This window comes from Geobacillus thermoleovorans, from assembly GCF_001610955.1.
GTDB classification, from domain to species: Bacteria; Bacillota; Bacilli; order Bacillales; family Anoxybacillaceae; genus Geobacillus; species Geobacillus thermoleovorans.
Window position 1 is genome coordinate 1,028,740 of sequence record NZ_CP014335.1, and the last position, 21,985, is coordinate 1,050,724.

General features: G+C 54.7%; 20 protein-coding genes. All 20 read left to right on the plus strand.

Features of this window, described 5'->3' with window-relative positions; translation table 11 throughout:
• The first annotated feature begins 12 nt into the window (after nt 1–12).
• The 20 genes from GT3570_RS05235 to sigE all read left to right on the plus strand — a co-directional run bounded on the left by GT3570_RS05235 (nt 13) and on the right by sigE (nt 21,894).
• Nucleotides 13–933 (plus strand): 2-dehydropantoate 2-reductase, encoded by a 921-nt coding sequence (locus tag GT3570_RS05235; RefSeq protein ID WP_014195370.1) that lies wholly within the window; start codon nt 13–15, stop codon nt 931–933.
• The gene (locus GT3570_RS05240; protein ID WP_011230609.1) at nt 926–1,312 is read left to right on the plus strand and encodes a DUF3397 domain-containing protein; all 387 of its coding nucleotides are present in this window, start codon (nt 926–928) and stop codon (nt 1,310–1,312) included. The genes GT3570_RS05235 and GT3570_RS05240 overlap by 8 nt, the downstream gene beginning before the upstream one ends.
• A gap of 82 nt (nt 1,313–1,394) precedes the next feature.
• On the plus strand, nt 1,395–3,023 hold the full coding sequence (gene bshC, locus GT3570_RS05245) for a bacillithiol biosynthesis cysteine-adding enzyme BshC (protein WP_011230610.1): 1,629 nt from the start codon (nt 1,395–1,397) through the stop codon (nt 3,021–3,023).
• A 278-nt stretch (nt 3,024–3,301) separates the two neighbouring features.
• Complete coding sequence (gene rsmH, locus GT3570_RS05250) at nt 3,302–4,234, plus strand: 16S rRNA (cytosine(1402)-N(4))-methyltransferase RsmH (protein WP_011230611.1); 933 nt, start codon at nt 3,302–3,304, stop codon at nt 4,232–4,234.
• Between the two features lie 95 nt (nt 4,235–4,329).
• A complete protein-coding gene (gene ftsL / locus GT3570_RS05255; protein WP_011230612.1) occupies nt 4,330–4,686 on the plus strand; it encodes a cell division protein FtsL in 357 nt (118 codons plus the stop codon).
• Nucleotides 4,687–4,692: 6 nt separating this feature from the next.
• Nucleotides 4,693–6,903: a penicillin-binding protein gene (locus GT3570_RS05260; RefSeq protein WP_062898513.1), complete on the plus strand. Its 2,211-nt coding sequence runs from the start codon at nt 4,693–4,695 to the stop codon at nt 6,901–6,903.
• 71 nt (nt 6,904–6,974) lie between these two features.
• Nucleotides 6,975–8,909: a stage V sporulation protein D gene (locus GT3570_RS05265; protein WP_011230614.1), complete on the plus strand. Its 1,935-nt coding sequence runs from the start codon at nt 6,975–6,977 to the stop codon at nt 8,907–8,909.
• 113 nt (nt 8,910–9,022) lie between these two features.
• On the plus strand, nt 9,023–10,492 hold the full coding sequence (locus GT3570_RS05270; protein ID WP_047757728.1) for a UDP-N-acetylmuramoyl-L-alanyl-D-glutamate--2,6-diaminopimelate ligase: 1,470 nt from the start codon (nt 9,023–9,025) through the stop codon (nt 10,490–10,492).
• A complete protein-coding gene (locus tag GT3570_RS05275) occupies nt 10,489–10,950 on the plus strand; it encodes a hypothetical protein (RefSeq protein ID WP_011230616.1) in 462 nt (153 codons plus the stop codon). The genes GT3570_RS05270 and GT3570_RS05275 overlap by 4 nt, the downstream gene beginning before the upstream one ends.
• On the plus strand, nt 10,929–11,903 hold the full coding sequence (gene mraY, locus GT3570_RS05280) for a phospho-N-acetylmuramoyl-pentapeptide-transferase (protein WP_011230617.1): 975 nt from the start codon (nt 10,929–10,931) through the stop codon (nt 11,901–11,903). Before GT3570_RS05275 ends, mraY begins: the two co-directional genes overlap by 22 nt.
• Nucleotides 11,904–13,259, plus strand: a complete 1,356-nt coding sequence (gene murD / locus GT3570_RS05285) for a UDP-N-acetylmuramoyl-L-alanine--D-glutamate ligase (protein WP_013145847.1) — start codon at nt 11,904–11,906, stop codon at nt 13,257–13,259. It begins immediately after the preceding gene.
• A 53-nt stretch (nt 13,260–13,312) separates the two neighbouring features.
• Nucleotides 13,313–14,413: a stage V sporulation protein E gene (gene spoVE, locus GT3570_RS05290; RefSeq protein WP_011230619.1), complete on the plus strand. Its 1,101-nt coding sequence runs from the start codon at nt 13,313–13,315 to the stop codon at nt 14,411–14,413.
• 212 nt (nt 14,414–14,625) lie between these two features.
• A complete protein-coding gene (divIB, locus tag GT3570_RS05295) occupies nt 14,626–15,411 on the plus strand; it encodes a cell division protein DivIB (protein WP_011230620.1) in 786 nt (261 codons plus the stop codon).
• On the plus strand, nt 15,392–16,096 hold the full coding sequence (locus GT3570_RS05300) for a DUF881 domain-containing protein (RefSeq protein WP_011230621.1): 705 nt from the start codon (nt 15,392–15,394) through the stop codon (nt 16,094–16,096). Before divIB ends, GT3570_RS05300 begins: the two co-directional genes overlap by 20 nt.
• Nucleotides 16,097–16,124: 28 nt before the next feature.
• A complete protein-coding gene (locus tag GT3570_RS05305) occupies nt 16,125–16,841 on the plus strand; it encodes a DUF881 domain-containing protein (protein ID WP_011230622.1) in 717 nt (238 codons plus the stop codon).
• Nucleotide 16,842: 1 nt separating this feature from the next.
• Nucleotides 16,843–17,205, plus strand: coding sequence for a small basic family protein (locus GT3570_RS05310; protein ID WP_011230623.1), 363 nt, complete (start codon nt 16,843–16,845; stop codon nt 17,203–17,205).
• 195 nt (nt 17,206–17,400) lie between these two features.
• Nucleotides 17,401–18,669 (plus strand): cell division protein FtsA, encoded by a 1,269-nt coding sequence (gene ftsA, locus GT3570_RS05315; RefSeq protein WP_031205778.1) that lies wholly within the window; start codon nt 17,401–17,403, stop codon nt 18,667–18,669.
• A 27-nt stretch (nt 18,670–18,696) separates the two neighbouring features.
• Nucleotides 18,697–19,830 (plus strand): cell division protein FtsZ, encoded by a 1,134-nt coding sequence (gene ftsZ / locus GT3570_RS05320; RefSeq protein WP_011230625.1) that lies wholly within the window; start codon nt 18,697–18,699, stop codon nt 19,828–19,830.
• Nucleotides 19,831–20,207: 377 nt separating this feature from the next.
• A complete protein-coding gene (gene spoIIGA, locus GT3570_RS05325) occupies nt 20,208–21,122 on the plus strand; it encodes a sigma-E processing peptidase SpoIIGA (RefSeq protein WP_011230626.1) in 915 nt (304 codons plus the stop codon).
• Nucleotides 21,123–21,174: 52 nt separating this feature from the next.
• Nucleotides 21,175–21,894 carry an RNA polymerase sporulation sigma factor SigE gene (sigE, locus tag GT3570_RS05330; protein WP_011230627.1) on the plus strand — a complete coding sequence of 240 codons (720 nt, stop codon included), beginning with the start codon at nt 21,175–21,177 and terminating at the stop codon, nt 21,892–21,894.
• Nucleotides 21,895–21,985 lie beyond the last annotated feature (91 nt).

Here is a 21,985-nt window from a genome sequence, read left to right on the forward strand (position 1 = left end):
AAGGCTAACGCCATGTTGCAAGAAAGCGGGGGAGAAGGATTGAACATTGGGATTGTCGGCGGCGGAGCAGTCGGATTGCTGCTCGCCGCTTATCTTGGGCGGCGCCATGGGGTGACGGTCTATACGAGGCGTCCGTCCCAAGCAAGGCAGCTTGCCGAGCATGGTGTGGCGCTAAAAAAAGATGGCGAGACATCGGTCGTGGCGGTGCGCGCGCAGCCGTTTGCTGGAGCGGAGCTGGACGAGCCGCTCGTGTTTGTGACCGTCAAACAGTACGATCTCGCTTCCGTCTGTGCGCAAATCGACGCGTTTCGCCGCGTTCGCACGCTCGTTTTTTTGCAAAACGGCATGGGACATCTCGAGCAGTTGACGATGTTTGCCGACAAAAATGTCCTCGTCGGCGTCGTGGAGCATGGCGCAATGAAGCTAGATGACCGGACGGTGGCGCATACGGGCGCCGGAAAGCTGACACTTGCTTCCCGCTACGGTTCACTTGGCGACGCCCGGGAGCTTCGGGAAGGGGAGCGCGGCTTTCCGATCGAATGGGCCGATGATTGGGAGCGCATTCTTGTGGACAAGCTTGTCGTCAACGCCGTCATCAATCCGCTCACCGCTCTATTGCAAGTGAAAAACGGGGCGCTGCTAGAAACGGCTCCGTACCGCGATATGATGAGGCAGCTGTTTGATGAGGTGCGGAACGTGCTGCCTCTTGAAGACGCCAATCGGGCGTGGGAGCGCGTCGTCCGCATATGCCAAAAAACAGCGGACAACTATTCGTCGATGTATATGGACTTGGCGAACGGGCGCCGGACGGAGATTGACGCCATTTTGGGCTATGTGTTGAAACAAGGGGAGGCGCGCGGCGCTATGCTGCCGGTCGTCCGCTTTGTCTTTTGCGCGGTGAAAGGGAAGGAAGGGAGAGAGACGGATGGGTGATTGGCTCGCTTCAACGCTGGCGACGTTTGTGACCGCGCCGCTTCTGCTGTTTTTGCTCGTCTACTTCGGAGCACGCTTGGTCGGCAGGCGGAGGCGGGCAGCGTTTTACGCCGCGGTCAACGCTGCGACTGTTTTTTTCATCGCCGCTGTCTATTTTTTGCTGACAGTGCTGTTTGGGAAATCGTACTTCGTTCCTCTTCTTCTCTTTTTGTTTGGTCTGCACGCGGCGATCGCGCTTGGCTATTGGCGGAAAAAGGCGGACTTTCGGTTGCGGACGGTGTTCCGCGTCTTTTGGCGGGCGAGTTTTCTCATTTTTGCCTCCCTTTACGCCGGGCTGCTTGTATACGGAATGGCCATTCGCGTTGCGATGAGCCTTTAGTGTGGCCGAGCAAGCCTTTTTTCTCTTGGCAATAAACGTGCTATACTCATGAAAGAATACATAAGAAAGGGAGTTTTTAGCCATGGAAGTTCGCGAAATTCCGTTGCCAGCAGCGACGAAATTGGCGGCTGATTACATAACCGGCGCGTTTCCAGCAGAGAGCGGCTTCGCTTATGCCCAGGCGGACGATGAAGCGTTTTGTCGGCGGTTGGCCTATTTGCAAGGAAGAACCTATGACCGAGAAGGGCTTGCCGACTATTTGCGTGCTTATCACCGGCGCTTCTCGGCGAGTGTGGCTACGATGGCAAACATTGAGAAACTGCGCAATGAGCGAAGCGTCGTCATTGTCGGCGGGCAGCAAGCCGGGCTGTTGACTGGGCCGCTGTATACGATTTATAAGATCATCACCATCATCCAGCTTGCCAAAGAGCAGGAACGAAAATTGGGCGTGCCGGTCGTGCCGCTGTTTTGGATCGCCGGCGAAGATCATGACATCGCGGAAATCGATCATGTCTATGTCGTTGAGGAAGGAGAAGTAAAAAAAGCAGCGTACCCACACAAAACGAACGAAAAACGGATGGCCGCCGATGTGCTGCTGGACCGGATGGCTGCGAAAGAGTGGATCGAGCGCGTCGTCAAAACATATGGGGAAACGGACGTGACGAATGAGCTGCTCTTCTTTTTGTCATCGTGTCTTGATGAGGCGCGCACGTTTGTCGACTTTTTTGCCGCCATTGTGCTCCGGTTGTTCGCTGATCACGGTTTAGTTGTTTTGAACGCTGGCGATGCGGCGGTGCGGCCGCTTGAGCGCCGCTTTTTCGCTGCGCTCATTGAACGCCATCGCGATGTGACGGCCGCGGTGCTCGCTCAGCAAGAGGCGTTGCGCACGCTCGGATATGCGCCGCTGATTGAAATCGGTCGTGACGCGGCCAACTTGTTTTATTACGACGGCCGTGAACGTTCGCTTTTGCAGTATGATGAGGAACGCGGCCTGTTTCACAATAAAGCGGGAACTCTCGTTTGGACAAGAGAAGAGCTGCTTGAGCTTGCCGAAACGAATCCGGCCCGTTTAAGCAACAATGTCGTCACCCGTCCGCTCATGCAAGAGCATTTGCTGCCGACGCTCGCTTTCGTTGCCGGACCGGGGGAGATCGCTTATTGGGCGGAATTGAAAGAGGCGTTCCCGCTTTTCGACCTAGAAATGCCTCCAGTCGTGCCGCGTCTGCAGGCGACGATTGTCAGCCGTTCGCTGCAAACCGACCTGTCCGATATCGGTCTTGAGGTGGCTGATGTATTGACTGGGCGGCTCGATGAAGCAAAGCGGGAGTGGCGGGAGGCGACCGCTCAAGCGCCGCTTGCTTCGGCGTTTGCCAAAGCGAAGGCGGACATTGACGCGGCGCACCGGCCGCTTCGTGAGCTTGGGGTGGCGATTGACCGCGGATTGGAGGGATTGGTGGCGAAAAATGCCGCCATCCTTCAGGCGCAAATCGAGTTTCTTCAGCACGCGCTCGAGCGGGCGCTGTTGCGCAAACATGAGACGGAGTGGCGGAAATTTTGGCGCATCGAGACGTCGCTTCGGCCGAACGGCGCGCTCCAGGAGCGGGTTTGGAACGTGTTTTATTACATCAACCGCTACGGATTTGATTTTGTAGAAAAACTTTTGGCCATTCGCAGTCCTGGCAATGGAATGCATAAAATTGTATATATGTGAGGCTTTTTCAAAGAAAAAGTCGAAAAGAAACATCCTGCTTTGAGCAGGATTTTCTTTTTTGTGAAATGAATTGTAAAAAAACAACATTCATTAAATGGAAATAAAAGTAAAGGGGTGAAGCCGCCAGGATGGCTGTGATTGGCCCGTCCGACAAAAAGAAACAAAAAAGGACGTTTTTTTACAAAAAAAGCTAAAATTTTGTCCATCTTTGCGATATAATAAGGAGGCGGCCACTGGCCGATGTGAGTGTGGCTTTACGCAACGAAGGTGGTGGACATGTGTTTCAACATACAACAGTGTTGCTGAAAGAGGCAGTCGATGGGCTGAACATCCGCCCTGACGGCATTTACGTCGATTGTACGCTGGGCAGCGGCGGCCATAGCGAATATTTGCTCTCCCGTTTGTCGGAACATGGGAAGCTGTTTGCCTTTGACCAAGACGAAGCCGCCATCATGCATGCGCGCGAACGGCTCGCCCGCTACGGCCGGCAAGTGCAGTTTGTGCACCGGAACTTCCGGTTTTTGCAAGAGGAGCTTTCGGCGCTTGGCGTCAAGTCCGTCGACGGCGTCTTGTTTGATTTGGGTGTTTCTTCACCGCAGCTTGACGAACCCGAGCGCGGCTTCAGTTATCAGCACGATGCGCCGCTTGATATGCGGATGAACCGCAAGCAGCGGCTGACGGCGGCGGAGATTGTCAACTGCTGGCCATACGAGGAGCTCGTCCGCATCTTTTTCCGTTACGGCGAAGAGAGGTTTTCGAAGCAAGTGGCGCGCAAAATCGAGGAAGTGCGCCGCACGAGGCCGATTAAAACGACGGGGGAGCTCGTTGATGTGATCAAGGCGGCGATTCCCGCCCCGGCTCGCCGCAGCGGCGGACACCCGGCCAAACGCATTTTTCAGGCGCTCCGCATCGCGGTCAACGACGAACTTGAGGCGTTTCGCGAGGCGCTCGAGCAGGCGATCGAACTGCTTGCACCCGGTGGACGGGTGAGCGTCATTACGTTTCATTCGCTTGAAGATCGCATTTGCAAAGAAACGTTTAAAAAGGCGAGCGAAAGTCCGCCATTGCCTCCGGGGCTTCCGGTTCTCCCCGACGACTACCGCCCCGTGCTGAAAATCATTACAAAAAAACCGATCGTTCCTTCCGAGGAAGAGCTCGAACGAAACCACCGCGCCCGTTCGGCCAAACTCCGCATTGCCGAAAAGCTGTAGATGACGAAAATAGCGGGGAAACACAACCAATTTCAATGCGGGCGCCGCCCATTGCGGCGAAAAACGAATGCATGGAGAAACAGGAGGGGAAAAATGTGAACGATGCAGCAGTCAAAGTCGCGCGTGAACAACGACATCCGGCGGCACCGCCAAGCCCGAAGACGCGGCGGAAGCAGCGCTTTCGCCTGTCGCTGGCTGAAAAGATGCTATTTGTGTTGTTTTTCTTGTTTGTCTTCTATGCGGCGGTTCATATCGTCTCGAACCAAGTGCGCATTTACGAATTGAACAAAGGGGTGCAAAAGCTCGAGGCGTCGATTGACGAGCAGAAAAAGGAGAACAATGACCTATATGTCGAGGTGCAACGGCTGAGCGCGTACGAGCGCATTTTGCAAAAGGCAAAAGAGCTCGGTTTGTCGCTCAACGAAAACCATGTGAAAGTTGTGCAGGAATGATCGGCGATGGAGGCAAGAAAGCATCGCAACACCCATCAGGGAGCGTTCATCCTGTTTTGCCTGTTCGGCTTTCTCTTTTCTCTGTTGTTCGCCCGCTTTGTGCAGCTTGAATGGACCGGCAAAGCGGACGGCCAAACGCTGGCTGTGATCGCGGAGCGGCAGCATCAACAAACGCGGACGATCAAGGCGAAGCGCGGAACGATTTTCGACCGCAACGGCGCCATTTTGGCTGAAGATGTACCGTCGTATACGGTTGTGGCCATTTTGGATCCGAAGATGACAACCGATCCAGATCATCCGCACCATGTGGTCGATCCGAAAAAAACAGCGGAACAACTCGCCCCGTTGCTTGGCATGGACGTCGAGGCGATGGAACGCATTTTGACCAAAAAAGCGAAGCAAGTCGAGTTTGGGGCCTACGGCCGCAACATCAGTTTTGAGCTGAAGCGAAAAATCGAAGCGCTCCATTTGCCAGGCATCGCTTTCATCCGCGACACGAGCCGGTTTTATCCGAACGGCATGTTTGCGTCGCACGTCATCGGCTATGCGCAAAAAAATGCAGCCAACGAAACGGTCGGCAAAATGGGAGTGGAAAAAGAGCTTGACCGGTATTTGCGTGAAGAAGACGGCTATGTGTCGTTTGCCGGCGACATAAACGGCTTCCGCCTCCCCGGGGGGAAAGAGCGCATTGTCAAGCCGGACAATGGGGCAAACGTCTATTTGACGATTGACGGAAAGATTCAATCGTTTTTGGAAGATGCGATGAACAGCGTCGAGAAGCAATACAAGCCGAAAAAAATGATCGCCATCGTCGCTGATCCAAAAACAGGGAAAATTTTGGCGATGGCGACGCGTCCGAGCTTTGACCCAAACAAGCGTGATATTACGAACTTTTTAAATGACGCCATTTCCTATCCGTATGAGCCGGGATCGACGATGAAAGTGTTCACGCTCGCGGCGGCCATCAACGAAGGAGTGTATAACGGCAACGAAACGTATCGCTCCGGTTCCTACAAAGTGGGGCCGAACACGATCCGCGACCATAACGATGTCGGCTGGGGGACGATCACGTTTAATGAAGGGGTGCAGCGCTCTTCAAACGTCGCCTTTTCGATTTTAGTGAAAGAAAAGCTTGGTGAAGATCGGTTTTTGCAATATTTGCACCGTTTCCATTTTGACCGGAAAACGGGCATCGATTTGCCGAACGAAGCGGTCGGACAAATCCGCTATCGCTACCCGATTGAACGAATTACGACCGGATTCGGCCAAGGGACATCGGTGACGCCAATCCAGCAAATCCAAGCGGCGACGGCGATCGCCAACGATGGGAAAATGATGAAGCCGTATGTCATCGAGAAAGTCGTCGACCCAGACAGCGGCAAAGTCGTGCTCGATCATGGGCCGACCGTGGTCGGCGAGCCGATTACGGCGGAAACCGCGCGCAAAGTGCGCGCCATTTTAGAGACGGTCGTCACGTCCGAGCACGGCACCGGCCGTCCGTACCAAATCAACGGCTACCGCGTCGCCGGCAAAACGGGGACGGCGCAAATTCCGTCGGCTTCCGGGGGCTATTTGACCGGACGGGAAAACTACATTTTTTCGTTTTTAGGCATGGCGCCGACGGATGATCCGAAGCTTCTCATGTATGTCGCGGTCCAACAGCCGCACCTCGATGTGACTGAAACCGGAGCGGCGCCGGTGTCGCAAATTTTTACGACGGTGATGAAAAGCAGTTTGCAATATTTGCATATTGAACCGAACGGGGAAAAACGAATGAAAGCAAAGACTGCCCAACCGCAGGCGCTTGATTCATGGATCGGCCAGCCGGCGGCTTCGGCAGCAGAGCAGCTGAAGGAAAAGGGATATGTGCCGGTCGTGATCGGCCGCGGCAAATATGTTGAGCAGCAGCTTCCGCAAGGCGGCGATCACGTTCTTTTGGGCGAACGGGTCGTGTTGAAAACGGACGGGGCGGCAACGATGCCGGATTTGCGCGGCTTCTCGCTGCGCGACGCTATGAAAGTGGCTCATATACTCGGCTTGCGGCCGAGCACGAAAGGGACCGGCTATGTCGTCAGCCAAAACATTCGTCCGGGATCGGAGGTGCGCAAAGGCGATTATTTAATTGTTGAATTGGCTCCGCCGCGCCAATGGGAGAAAGAGGCGGCGGAGAAGGAGAAAGAGGCGGCTTTACGGAAAGAAGCCGAGCCGCATGAATGATTTTTGCCGTTCTATAACGGGGCGTACAAGCATATAGTGGAACGAGCCCACCATGAAGGAGGTTCCGCCATATGCGCGTATCGTACGTTACCGTGCGCAAGCGGTTGACGATCGTGTTTTTGATCGGGATTTTGATCTTTGCCATTATCGATCTCCGTCTCGGCTACGTCCAATTTTGGCTCGGCGATCTATTAGCGGAACGGGCGAAAGGGCTATGGGGCCGGAACATTCCGTTTGAGCCGAAGCGAGGCGAAATTTTGGACCGCAACGGCGTCCCGCTGGCGACGAACATGAGCGCGCCGACGGTGTATGTCATTCCGCGGCAAGTCAAAAACCCGGCAGAGGCGGCGAAAAAGCTGGCCGGGGTGCTGGGCGGTTCGATCGAATCCATCTATAAACAAATCACGCAAAAAACGTCGATCGTCCGCCTGAAAGAAGGGCGGAAAATTTCCGATGAAAAAGCGGCGAATGTGCGCTCCCTCGACTTGGATGGGGTGTATATCGCGGAAGATACGAAGCGCTACTATCCGTTTGGCAGCTATTTGTCGCACGTGCTCGGCTTCACCGGCATTGACAACCAAGGGCTCACCGGGTTGGAGCTGTATTATGACAAGGAACTGAGGGGCGAGCGCGGCTCCGTGCAGTTTTATTCCGATGCGAAAGGGCGGCGCATGCCCGATATCGCTGATGACTATACGCCGCCGACTGACGGCTTGAATTTGGTGTTGACGATCGATTCGCGCATTCAGACGATCATTGAGCGCGAACTTGACATCGCGGAGGCGAAATACAATCCGGACGGCATCATCGCGATCGCCATGGACCCGAACACCGGTGAAATTTTGGCGATGGCGAGCCGGCCGACGTTCAATCCAGCGGATTACCGGAGCGTTCCTCCGGAAATTTACAACCGCAACTTGCCGATTTGGAGCACGTACGAACCGGGATCGACGTTTAAAATCATTACGCTGGCCGCAGCGCTTGAGGAACATAAGGTGAATTTGCTGAAAGACCATTTCTTTGACCCGGGCTACGCCAAAGTAGCCGGCGCTACGCTTCGCTGCTGGAAAAAAGGCGGCCACGGAGATCAGACGTTTTTGGAAGTCGTGCAAAACTCGTGCAACCCGGGGTTTGTCGAGCTTGGCGAGCGGCTTGGAAAGGAGACGTTGTTTCGTTACATTAAGCAATTCGGTTTTGGTGAGAAAACGGGCATCGACTTGCAAGGCGAAGGAACAGGCATTTTGTTTGATTTGAAACGGGTCGGGCCGGTGGAACTGGCAACGACGGCGTTTGGCCAAGGAGTGTCGGTGACGCCGATCCAGCAAGTCGCTGCCGTGTCGGCGGCAATCAATGGCGGCATTTTGTACACTCCGTACATTGCCAAGCAGTGGGTCGACCCGGAAACAGGAGAGATCGTCCGCCGCAACACGCCAAAAGCGAAACGGCGCGTCATTTCCGAGGAAACATCGAAACAAGTCCGTTACGCACTTGAGAGCGTCGTCGCTCAAGGAACAGGGAAAAAGGCGTATGTCGAAGGGTACCGCGTCGGCGGCAAAACGGGAACGGCGCAAAAGGCGCAAGGCGGCCGCTATTTGCAAAACAACCATATCGTTTCGTTCATCGGCTTCGCTCCGGCGGATGACCCGAAGCTTGTCGTGTACGTCGCCGTCGACAACCCGAAAGGAACGGTTCAGTTCGGCGGCACGGTCGCTGCCCCGATTGTAGGAAAAATTATGGAAGATAGTTTGCGCACGTTGGGCGTGAAGCCCCGCAAAGACCAGCTCGAGAAGGAGCGCGACTGGAACGAGCCGAAAGTCATTGAAGTGCCAAACTTGATCGGAATGACAAAAAATGATTTGCAAGAGCAGCTTTTTGACTTAAAATTAGATGTTAGTGGCGAGGGAGATGTCGTTGTTGAACAATCCCCGAAGCCAGGGGCGAAAGTGAAAGAAGGTTCAACGGTCCGCATTTATTTGGCGAAACGCGAAGCGGTAGAAGAACGGTAAGACGAACGCGCAAGGGGCGACCGATGCGATGACACATCGGGTTGGTTGTGCCCCTTTTTCCGCTGTCTGCCTAACGGAGCGGACGATTTCGAAGCGAAAGGGATGAACGAAATATGAAACTGCTGACGCTGCTGTCACACTTGCCCGGTTTTTGGGTGCACCATGGAGGCAATCCCGATATCGTGGCGCTCGAAATGGACTCGCGCCGCGTTGCCCCCGGTTCTCTCTTTTTTTGCCTTAAAGGGTTTACAGTAGACGGACACGACTTTGCCGAGGAAGCGGTGGCGCGCGGAGCGGCGGCGATCGTGGCCGAGCGGCCGCTTTCCGTTGATGTTCCCGTCGTTCTTGTGTCGGACAGCCGGCGGACGATGGCGATTTTAGCGGACGCGTTTTACGGGCGGCCGACCCACCGCCTACATTTAATCGGAGTGACAGGCACAAACGGCAAGACGACGACAACGTCGATCATCGAACAAATCGCGAGAAAAGCCGGCAAGAAAACAGGGCTCATTGGCACGGTTCACATCAAGGTCGGCGACCGCTCCTATCCGGCGGCCAATACGACGCCGGAGTCGCTCATTTTGCAGCGCATGTTTAAACAGATGGTCGATGAAGGAGTGGAGTTTGTCGCCATGGAAGTGTCGTCGCACGCGCTGCACCAAGGGCGGGTGCATGGCTGCGATTACGATGTGGCCGTCTTTACGAACTTAACGCAAGACCATTTGGATTATCACGGGACAATGGAAGAATATCGGAACGCCAAAGGGCTTTTGTTTGCCCAGCTCGGCAACCGCTACGACGAACGGCGGCCGAAATTTGCCGTTCTCAATCATGACGATCCGGTTTCGCAGTATTATAAACATATGACGGCCGCGCCGATCGTCACATACGGGATGAGGGAAAAAAGCGATGTGATGGCGGAACAGATCCGCATGACCGCAGGCGGCATGGCGTTTCGGCTTTGCACGCCGCACGGATCGGCGGCGGTCGAAACGAAACTTGTCGGCTCGTTCAATGTCTATAACATTCTCGCCGCTGCCGCTGCCTGCCTTGCCTCTGGCTTTTCGCTTGAAACGATCGCCGCGGCGCTTGCGGATGTCGAGCCGGTGCCGGGGCGGTTTGAAACGGTTGATGAAGGGCAAAACTTTACGATCATCGTCGATTACGCCCACACGCCGGACAGTTTAGAAAATGCCTTAAAAACGGTGCGCCAATTGGCGAAGCGAAACGTGTATGTCGTCATCGGCTGCGGCGGCGACCGCGACCCGTCGAAACGGCCGCTCATGGCGCAGGTGGCGGTGCGGTATGCGGATGTCGCTATTTTTACCTCCGACAATCCGCGTTCGGAAGACCCGAAGCAAATTTTGCGCGACATGGAAGCGGGAGTAAGCGCTGAGATCGGAAAGCATGTGACGATTCCTGACCGTGAAGAGGCGATCCGCTACGCCATTGGCCAGGCGCAGGAAGGCGATGTTGTGTTGATTGCCGGCAAAGGGCATGAAACGTATCAAATCATTGGCAACGATGTGATTGAGTTTGACGATCGCGCTGTTGCCCGAGCGGCAGTGAAGGAGAGAGGATGACCATGATCGCATACAGGACGGTGCAATCGATGGCGGTGGAGGCGCGCGGCATTGTTGATGAAACGATCCGCTTTCACGCCGTGTTCGTCAACCCAGCCAAACAAGTGAAAAAAGGGTTGTTCGTTCCGCTCGAAAACGGGGCGGAAACATTGAAAACGGCGATTGAACACGGAGCGATCGCTTCATTTTGGCGTCTGGGAGAGCCGTTGCCGCGCTACATTCCAAATCAATTTCCGATCTTTTTCGTTCCGTCGCCGCTCGAGGCGGCAGCGGCATTGTTCGAGCGATACTTGGAGCAAGACCGTGCAGAGGGTGTGCAGTTTTTCTTCGCTCTTCCTGAAGACAGCCCCCTTGCTGGCGAGGCTGTGCGCCGCCGACTGGCGGAATTGGAGAAGCGATGGCTGGACGCTCGGCCGTTTAAAGGATGTGACGATGCATGCCAGAACAAGCGATCGTGATTGCCATGGCGGTTTCCTTTCTCATCACTGTCGTTTTGTCGCCGCTGTTCATCCCGTTTTTGCGGCGGTTGAAATTCGGACAAAGCATCCGCGAGGAAGGGCCGAAGTCGCATCAAAAAAAATCAGGCACGCCGACGATGGGCGGCATCATGATTTTGTTGGCGATTGTGGCGACGACCTTATGGATCACACCAAAAATCGCCGGCTTGTCGACGAGGACGTATTTGCTGTTGTTGGTCACCGTCGGCTATGGGGTGCTCGGCTTCCTCGACGATATGATCAAAGTCGTGATGAAGCGAAATCTTGGCTTGACGAGCCGGCAAAAATTTATCGGCCAGCTCCTTATCGCAGCCATCTTTTTTGCCGTCTACCGCCAAAGCGGCTTTTCGACGGTGTTACATATTCCCGGCGCCGATTGGTCGGTCGACCTCGGATGGGCGTACGGCGTGCTCTTGTTGTTCATGCTTGTCGGCGGTTCGAACGCTGTCAACTTGACCGACGGGCTTGACGGGCTGCTTGCCGGAACGGCGGCGATCGCCTTTGGCGCTTATGCCGTCTTGGCTTGGAATCAAGGCCAGTACGATGTCGCTGTATTTTGCGTCGCTGTTGTTGGCGCCGTGCTTGGCTTTTTAGTGTTTAACGCCCACCCAGCGAAAGTGTTTATGGGCGACACCGGCTCGCTCGCACTTGGCGGGGCGATCGCCGCTGTCGCTGTCCTGACGAAGCTTGAGCTGTTGCTTGTCATCATCGGCGGTGTGTTTGTCATCGAGACGCTGTCGGTCATCATTCAAGTGGCTTCGTTCAAAACGACGGGACGGCGCGTGTTCCGCATGAGTCCGCTTCATCATCATTATGAGCTTGTCGGCTGGTCAGAATGGCGGATCGTTGTGACGTTTTGGGCCGTCGGCCTTTTATTTGCGATGCTAGGAATTTATATCGAGGTGTGGATGTAATTGAAACCGACTCGTTTTTATCAACATCGTCGTGTGCTTGTCATTGGATTGGCGAAAAGCGGAGCGGCGGCAGCTCGGCTTCTTGCGGAGTTAGGCGCTAAGGTCGTCGTCAATGATCAAAAGCCGCTTTCGGAAAACATGGAGGCCAAGCAGCTTGAACCGCTGGGCATTCGCGTCGTTTGCGGCGGTCATCCGCTTGAACTGCTTGATGAGCCGTTTGACCTTGTCGTGAAAAACCCGGGCATTCCGTACACGAACCCGATGGTGAAAAAGGCGCTTGAGAAGGGGCTTCCGGTTGTGACCGAAGTGGAGCTTGCTTATCACATTTCCGAAGGGCCGTTTATCGGCATCACCGGGTCCAACGGAAAAACGACGACGACGACGCTCATTTACGAAATGTTAAAAGCGGACGGCCAAGATCCGCTGCTTGCCGGCAACATCGGCCTTGTCGCCTGCGAGGTGGCGAGGGAAGCGAAGCCGGGGCAATGGCTTGTCACGGAACTGTCTTCGTTCCAGCTTGCCGGCATTGACAAGTTTCGCCCAGCCATTGCGGTTTTGCTCAATATTTTCGACGCCCACTTGGACTACCACGGAACGAAAGAGGCGTATGCAGCGGCAAAGGCGAACATTTTCCGCAATCAAACGGAGCGCGATTATGCCGTCGTCAATGCCGACGATCCGCTCGTGATGAACATTGCCTCCTCGGTTCGATCGCAAAAAGTGCTGTTTTCGGCGACGAAGCTTCTTGGCGAAGGGGCGTACGTTCAAGATGGCGCCATCTATTGGAACGGTGATCCAGTTATCAGAATCGCTGACATCGTTCTTCCTGGACAGCACAATTTGGAAAACATTTTAGCGGCGGTGGCGGCCGCCAAGCTGGCCGGCGCCAGTGATGAGGCGATCCGCCAGGTGCTGGCGACGTTTTCCGGCGTGAAACATCGGCTTCAGTATGTGGCGGAAATTGACGGCCGGCGGTTTTACAACGACTCGAAAGCGACGAACATCTTAGCGACGCAAAAGGCGCTTTCAGCGTTTGCCGGCGAGCCGGTCATTTTGCTCGCTGGCGGGCTTGACCGCGGCAATGAGTTTGATGATCTTCTCCCGTATTTGCAACAGGTGAAGGCGGTCGTACTGTTCGGCCAGACGGCGGATAAAATCGGCCGCATCGCCCAAAAAGCGGGAATAGAAACGATCCGATATGTCGATAATGTGGAAAAAGCCGTCCCGGTTGCTTTCGAGCTTTCCGAACCGGGCGACGTCATTTTGCTCTCTCCAGCATGCGCCAGCTGGGATCAATACAAAACTTTCGAGGAGAGAGGGGACATTTTTATCAATGCCGTGCATAAGTTGAAATAGAGGGAAAGGGACAGCCCTTCCCCTCTAGTTTACAAAAATAGAGGTGTTGGGCATTGCCGCGGAAAAAGTCTGCGCCGGATTTTTTGCTCATTCTTTTGACGTTTTCGCTCTTGGCCATCGGACTTATTATGGTGTACAGCGCGAGCGCCATTTGGGCGGAATACAAATTCAACGATTCGTTTTTCTTCGCCAAGCGCCAGCTATTGTTTGCGGGCGTCGGCATTATCGCTATGTTTTTTGTCATGAACATCGATTATTGGGTGTGGCGCGACTGGTCGAAAGTGCTGCTTGGCGTCTGTTTTGTGCTGCTCGTTCTTGTGCTCATTCCCGGCATCGGCATGGTTCGCAACGGGTCGCGCAGCTGGATCGGCGTCGGGGCGTTTTCGATCCAGCCGTCCGAGTTTATGAAGCTGGCTATGATCGCTTTTTTGGCCAAATATTTATCGGAAAACCAAAAAAAAATTACGTCATTTAAACAAGGACTGTTGCCGGCGCTTTTGCTTGTGTTTGCCGCGTTCGGCATGATTATGCTGCAGCCGGACTTAGGAACGGGCACCGTTATGGTTGGTACGTGCGTGACGATGATTTTCGTCGCCGGCGCCCGTCTCAGCCATTTTGCCGGGCTTGGCGTTTTGGGGCTCGCTGGGCTTGCCGCCCTCATCCTGTCGGCTCCATATCGAATCAAGCGGATTACATCGTTTTTAAACCCATGGGAAGATCCACTTGGAAGCGGATTTCAAATCATCCAGTCGCTGTACGCCATTGGGCCGGGCGGCTTGTTCGGCCTTGGGCTCGGGCAGAGCAGACAAAAGTTTTTTTACTTGCCGGAGCCGCAAACCGACTTTATTTTCGCCATTTTAGCTGAAGAGCTCGGCTTTATCGGTGGTTCACTCGTTCTCCTGCTCTTTGCTCTTCTTCTTTGGCGCGGTGTGCGCATTGCCCTTGGCGCCCCTGACTTGTACGGAAGTTTTTTGGCGCTTGGCATTATTTCGATGATCGCGATTCAAGTGATGATCAATATCGGCGTTGTGACGGGACTGATGCCCGTTACCGGCATCACGCTCCCGTTTTTAAGCTACGGCGGATCGTCGCTGACGTTGATGTTGATGGCCATCGGCGTGCTGCTTAATATCAGCAGGCATGCCCGGTATTAGGCAAGCGGCGGATGTCCGCCGTTTTTTTGGCGTCTCTCGAACGCAGCCCATCGTCGAACGGTGCCGGCAAATGCGATAAAAACAGGCTCTCTCTTGCATTCATTTGTGATATAATGAAAATAAGTGCAAAAACAAAGAAACGGCAGCGGATGCCGTTTGTTTTTATACCGGTCGTTTCAGCGCGGGCTTTGAAGAAGAAAGCGGGGAATGCGATGGAAAAGGGAAAAGTCGTCGTCTTGGAGGACCGCGTGCCGAAACTGAAGGAGCGGCGCCGCCAGAAAGCGAACCGCCGGCTCATTGCGTACTTATCTTTCTTTTTTCTATTTATTTTGTGCGTCCTTTACTTCCAGTCGCCGCTTGGCGCTGTCGGGCATGTGGAAGTGAGCGGCAACCGTCATCTCACAGCGGAGCGCATCATCAGCTTAAGCGGCATTACGAAGCGGACAAGCTTTTGGAAAGTGAATGAACAAAACGTGGAAAAAAAGCTCACTCGCCATCCAGAAATTAAGGAGGCCACAGTGGAAAAACAGCTGCCGAACACGATCGCCATCCACGTCCGCGAATGGCGGCGAATCGCTTATGTGTATGACCGGCAAACGTTTTTTCCATTGCTTGAAAACGGGCGGCTGTTAAAGCAAGAAGGGACGAAGACGGCGCCAAGCGATGCGCCGGTGCTTGTCGGCTGGAAAGACGGCGACGCCATTGCTGAAATGACGGGGCAGCTCGCCGAACTGCCCGCGGCCGTGCTGGGCGCCATGTCGGAAATTCACTACAAGCCGACGAGGGAATATGAAGACCGCGTCATCGTCTACATGAATGACGGTTATGAAGTAAGCGCGACAATCCGGCAATTTGCGGACAAGCTGTCGCATTATCCTGCGATTGCCGCCGCGCTTGACCGAAACGTCAAAGGAGTCATTCATTTGGAAGTCGGCAGCTATTTTGTTCCTTACTCCCCCCCGAAAAAGGAGGATGGCGATGAAACGACAAGCCCGTAGCCGCCTCCTGCTGACGTTGATCTGCTTGATCTTCGGCGCCATGCTCGGGTTCTCGTACCAACATGCGAAAAACGAAGCATCCCGCCGCGAATGGAGCGACAGCGAGTGGAAAAAAGAGTACGAATATCGCTCGGCGCTTCTTGCTTTGCAAAAAGAAAACCGGTCGCTCAAGCAGCAGCTTGTCAAAAAGCAGGAGGAGCTGGCTGCGTGGGAGAAGAAGCTGGCCGAGGAGCAGGAGAACGAGGCCGGATTGGCAAAAGAAGCGGAACAGCTGCGCATGCATGTCGGAAAAGCGAGGGTGAAAGGGAAAGGTGTAGCAGTCACCCTTTCCGATTCCTCTTATATCCCCTCTGAAGCGAGCGCTACCAATTATATCGTTCATGAACAGCACGTATGGAAAGTTGTTCACGAGTTGCTCATTTCCGGCGCCGAAGCGGTCGCTATTAATGGGCAGCGCATTTCCCACCGTTCATACATCGTCTGCAACGGCCCAGTCATTGAGGTCGATGGAACGCAGCATGCCGCTCCGTTTGTCATTTCGGCCATTGGCAATCCGGACGTGCTCATGTCCGCTCTAGAGCTTCCCGGCGGCATCGTCGACGAACTTGTCGAAGACCATATCGACGTAAAAGTGGAAAAGCAAGGAGCGATCGTGTTGGATCCGGTGTTTGCGCCCGAGCCGTAAAACGGGCGGAAAGGGGCGGTGAAGCGCATTGGAACGGAAAAATCGATTCTATTTTGCCGGCGTAGCTGCCATATTCGGTGTGATGCTGGCCGTCGGGCTTCGGACGACGCTGCATCCGGAAGGACGCGACACGCGCGACATTTGGGAGTTGCGCGCCGATTTGACAAAAGAGCAGAAGCTTGAACAACGGCTGCTTGAGGAGCTAGAGAGTTACGAGGAAACATTGCGCCGCTACCGGCGGGAACACGAGGCGGGCGGCGCGACAGAGCTTGAAGCGACAGTCGCGAAGCTGAGGGAAGAAGCCGGGCTGACAGAAGTGAGAGGAAGCGGTCTCGTGTTGACGATCGCGCCGCTTTCGGCGGCCGGCTACGTTGGTCCGGCCGTTGCCGCCGTATCGCCCGAGCTATTGCAACGGTTAGTGAATGAGTTGAACAAATACGGGGCGAAAGAAATCGCCATCGACGGTGAGCGACTGACGAACCGGACGGCCATTCGCGATGTCAATGGCGCAACGAAAGTCGGGAGCCGCTCAGTGAGGCTGCCAGTCGAAGTGAGAGCAATCGCCGATGATGCGGACAAGCTGTACAGCGGGCTCGCCGTTTCGCCGATCCGCGATGATTTCGCCGTGGAAAACTTGGAGCTGTCAATATCCAAGCCCCAGCCGCTCGTTGTCATTCCGCCCGCGGCTAGCCGCCCTGATGTGAAATACATGGAGACAGCGAACGGCGGCAAGGAGGAGAAATAGCATGTGGCTTCCGCTTCTCGGATTGCTTCTTGGGTTTGCCATCGGCGTTTTCGCCGGCTGGGAAGTTCCCGATGAATATTCCAATTATTTGTCGATTGCCATTTTGGCCGCCTTTGATACATTAATCGGAGGATGGCGCGCCCACCTGCAGCGGACGTACGACGAAACCGTATTTATAACCGGGTTTTTTTTCAACATTGTTCTGGCCGCAACTTTAACTTTTCTTGGGGTGCATCTTGGTGTAGACTTGTATTTAGCGGCTGTGTTCGCCTTCGGCGTCCGCTTGTTTCAAAACATTGCCATCATCCGCCGCCTTTGGCTTGCTGAGTGGGCCAAGCGGCGGTACAATCGCGAAAAAAGTTAGGCAAAAGACAGGGAAAGTGTTTTCGCGTGTTGAATTATATAGGGTAAAACAAAATATAGTGTTGTTGCGAAACTCGCAAACTAGACATAGACCAATAGACAAAGAGATGGGAAATTTCAGCCGAAAAAGGAGGTGTCGCTGCTTACTGAAACGCCGGCCGGCACCGGCGCGTTTTTAGTAGGCAGATGCCAAAAAATGAGCAGCAATGAGATCGTCGTTAGCCTGGATGTCGGAACATCGAGCGTGAAAGTCATCATCGGGGAAATGCTAGGCAGCTCCATCAATATTATCGGGGTGGGCAATGTCAAAGCGGAAGGGCTCAAAAAAGGGGCGATTGTTGATATAGATAAAACGGTGCAGTCGATCAGACGGGCCGTCGAGCAAGCGGAGCGGATGGTCGGTTTATCGATCCGCCGTGTGATCGTCGGGGTGGCCGGCAGCCATATTCAGCTCCATGACTGCCACGGCATTGTCGCCGTCGCGAGCGAAAACCGGGAAATCAGCGATGAAGATGTCGCCCGCGTCATCGATGCCGCGCAAGTTGTCTCTATTCCTCCCGATCGGGAAATCATCGGCGTCGTTCCGCGCCAGTTTATCGTCGACGGGTTGGACGGCATTCATGATCCGCGCGGCATGCTCGGCGTCCGCTTGGAAATGGAAGGCACTATGGTGACTGGTGCGAAGACGGTATTACATAATCTTCTTCGCTGTGTGGAGCGGGCAGGCTTGGAAATCAGCGATATTTGTCTTCAGCCGCTGGCGGCCGGTTCGCTCGTGCTGTCCGATGACGAACGGCATTTGGGGGCGGCGCTCGTTGACCTGGGAGGCGGCTCGACAACGGTCGCTGTCTTTGAGCAAGGGACGTTGCAAGCTGTCTCTTCGCTGCCGGTCGGCGGGGAGCACATTACGAAAGACTTGGCCATCGGATTGCGGACGACAACGGACGATGCCGAAAAAATCAAACTGAAGCACGGACATGCATTTTACGACTACGCTTCGGAGGAAGAAGTGTTCAGCGTGCCGATCATGGGCACCGATCAACACCAGCAGTTCAGCCAGCTGGAGATCGCCGATATTATTGAGGCGAGACTGGAAGAAATTTTGCAAATGGTTCAGCAGGAAGTGCGTCGTCTCGGGTTTCGCGATCTCCCCGGCGGCTATGTGCTGACCGGCGGCGTCGCCAATATGCCAGGGTTGCTTGAGCTGGCCCACGTCGTTTTAGGGACGAGCGTCCGCATTGCCATGCCGGATTATATCGGTGTGCGCGACCCGCAGTATACGATCGGCGTTGGCTTGCTCAAGTTCGCCTACCGGCAGGCGCAGCTGCAAGGGAAAACGGTCCCGGTTGCCGTTGCGGTGGAGCCGGTCGAGCGCTCCTCGCCAAAACAGCAGTCGAAACCGAAAAAGAAAGAAGACCATTTTGGGAAGAAGGTCAAGAGATTTTTTGGTTCTTTCTTTGAATAGAGATTGAAATTTTAGGAGGATTTGGCCATGTTGGAGTTTGAGACAACAGTCGATCAGTTGGCAACGATCAAGGTGATTGGAGTCGGGGGCGGCGGCAACAACGCCGTCAATCGGATGATTGAGCATGGGGTGCAAGGTGTAGAGTTTATTGCGGTCAATACGGATGCACAGGCGCTCAACTTGTCGAAGGCGCCGATCAAGCTGCAAATCGGGGCGAAGCTGACACGCGGCTTGGGCGCGGGGGCAAACCCAGAAGTTGGAAAAAAAGCAGCTGAGGAGAGCAAAGAGCAAATTGAAGAAGCGCTTCGCGGCGCCGATATGGTGTTTGTCACCGCTGGCATGGGCGGCGGCACGGGAACTGGCGCTGCCCCGGTCATCGCCCAAATTGCGCGCGAGTTAGGGGCGCTTACGGTCGGCGTTGTTACGCGCCCGTTTACGTTTGAGGGGCGCAAGCGGGCGACGCAGGCCGCAAGCGGCATCGCCGCCATGAAAGAGGCGGTCGATACGCTCATCGTCATTCCGAACGATCGATTGCTTGAGATTGTCGACAAAAATACGCCGATGCTTGAGGCGTTCCGCGAAGCGGACAATGTGCTGCGCCAAGGGGTGCAAGGCATTTCCGATTTGATCGCCGTGCCGGGGTTGATCAACCTTGACTTCGCTGATGTGAAGACGATCATGTCGAATAAAGGTTCGGCATTGATGGGGATTGGCATCGCCAGCGGCGAAAACCGAGCTGCTGAGGCAGCAAAAAAAGCCATTTCCAGCCCGCTGTTGGAGACGTCGATCGACGGCGCGCAAGGGGTGCTCATGAACATCACCGGCGGCATGAACTTAAGTTTGTACGAAGTGCAGGAGGCTGCCGACATCGTCGCTTCGGCGGCCGACCAAGAAGTGAACATGATCTTCGGCTCCGTTATTAATGAGAACTTAAAGGACGAGATCATCGTGACGGTCATTGCGACCGGATTCAACGAAAACGTCGCTTCGCAGCCGCGGCCGCCGCGCATTGGCATCGGCACTGTGCCGAAAGCGGCGCCGGCGCCAAAGCGGGAGAAGCGCGAAGAGCCGATACAAGACTATGCGGCGCTCCGCTCGGGGCAAGCAGAAGATCCGCTTGACATTCCCGCTTTCTTGCGCAACCGCAACCGCCGCCGCTAGATGGCGAAACGAGGGTGTCCCAAAAGCAACGGGACACCCTTTCTTCATCACAAGATGCATGCACGAACGTGCACGAAGCACTTTGGTGAAACAATATATTGTATCTCTCTTAAAGAAAGACGATCTTTTGAGACAGCCTCGCTTTTCCGATTAGGACCAAAAACTTCTCGCGTTGGCCGCCCGCTCTCTCGCAACGAAAGGGCGAAAAAGAGAAGGCGGGCTAGGCTTTCGTGCCGGCCGATTTGATCCGCCGTGGTTCCCCCTGTTTTGACAAAACATCTCCTTTTTCACCGCCACCGATTGACAGACTTTCCCTCGCAAGGTGCTATATACTTGTTTCAGACAAAGCCGATATGGGCGGGGGAGGGGCTTGACGGTTGGTCGTCTATCTCGATGTGATTTGGCTGTTGAACGTCTGTTTTGACGCGTTGCTTCTTTGGCTGACGGCGCTCATGCTCAAGCGGCCGATCGTCTGGTGGCGTCTGTTGGCTGGGGCGTTGATCGGTTCGCTGCTTGTCATATTGCTGTTTACCCCGTTTTCCGCCATCGCCCAGCACCCGTTGGTAAAAGTAGCTGTTTCCGTGTTGATCGTGTGGGCCGCCTTCGGGTTTAAGCGCCCGCGCTATTTGCTTGAGAATATGCTGGCGTTTTACTTTGCCACGTTCGCCGTCGGCGGCGGCATGCTGGCGGTTCATTATGTTTTCGCGCACCAACTGTCCGTCCGCCAAGGAATGCTTCTCATGCATCATCCCGGAGCGGGCGATCCGGTCAGTTGGCTGTTTGTTGTCATCGGGTTTCCGGTTTTATGGCTTTTTTCTCGCCGAAGGGTGGAGGCGATTCGCGAAAAAAAACTGCGGTTTGAATATATCATTGAGGTCAAGATCGTATGGGACGGGCGGCCGCTTATGCTGCGCGGCTTGATTGACAGCGGCAACCAGCTCGTCGATCCGTTGACAAAAACGCCGGTGATGGTAGTCGAACAGGAAAAAGCAAAGGCCGTGCTTCCTGAGGAGCTACTGGGTTGTCTCAGCTCTCCCATGATGCTGGCTTCCCCGCCGGAGCGGTGGGTCCATCGCCTCCGTCTCATTCCGTACCGTGCGGTCGGCAGCGGTTCACAAATGATGGCGGCGGTTAAGCCAGACCGCATTATGCTGCGGTACGAAAACGAATGGTTGGAAGTAGCGCAAGGGCTTGTGGCGCTAAGCGCTGATCCGCTGTCGACGGATGGGGAGTACGACTGCATCGTCCATCCGAAAATGGTGCAGGCGGGAAGAAAGCTGACCGCTTCGTAGGTTTTGTTAGTATATCATACTCACTTTTGATCCGTTTAGAAGGGGGATTTTCATGAGAAAATGGAAACTTCGCTTCATGAACTGGCTGTATAAGCTTTTGGCCAAGCTTGGCCTGAAGGCGGATGAAATTTATTATATCGGAGGCAGCGAAGCCCTCCCGCCGCCGCTGACAAAAGAAGAAGAGGAGCAGCTGATTGCCAGGCTCGCCGCCGGTGATGACACGGCAAGATCGCTTTTGATCGAACGCAATTTGCGTCTTGTCGTCTACATTGCGCGCAAGTTTGAAAACACCGGCATTCACATTGAAGATTTGATCAGCATTGGAACGATCGGCCTCATTAAGGCGGTCAACACGTTCAACCCAGAGAAGAAGATCAAGCTGGCGACATACGCGTCGCGCTGCATTGAAAACGAAATTTTAATGTATTTGCGCCGCAACAACAAAGTGCGGGCGGAAGTGTCGTTTGATGAACCGCTCAATATCGACTGGGATGGCAACGAGCTGTTGCTTTCCGACGTGTTGGGAACGGATGACGACGTGATTACGAAAGATTTGGAAGCGGATGTCGACCGGCGCTTGCTCTTAAACGCCTTGCGCCAGCTGAGCGACCGCGAGAAGCAAATTATGGAATTGCGTTTTGGCCTCTCCGGCGGCGAAGAAAAGACGCAAAAAGACGTCGCTGATTTGCTCGGTATTTCGCAATCGTACATATCGCGGCTCGAGAAGCGGATCATTAAACGGTTGCGCAAAGAATTCAATAAAATGATGTAGCGGGCGGCGGGAGCGAAATTCCGCCGCTTTTTCCGCGTCGGACAGGCTGTGCATATTTTTCCCTTCCAAGGAGATACTGAAAACTGACGAC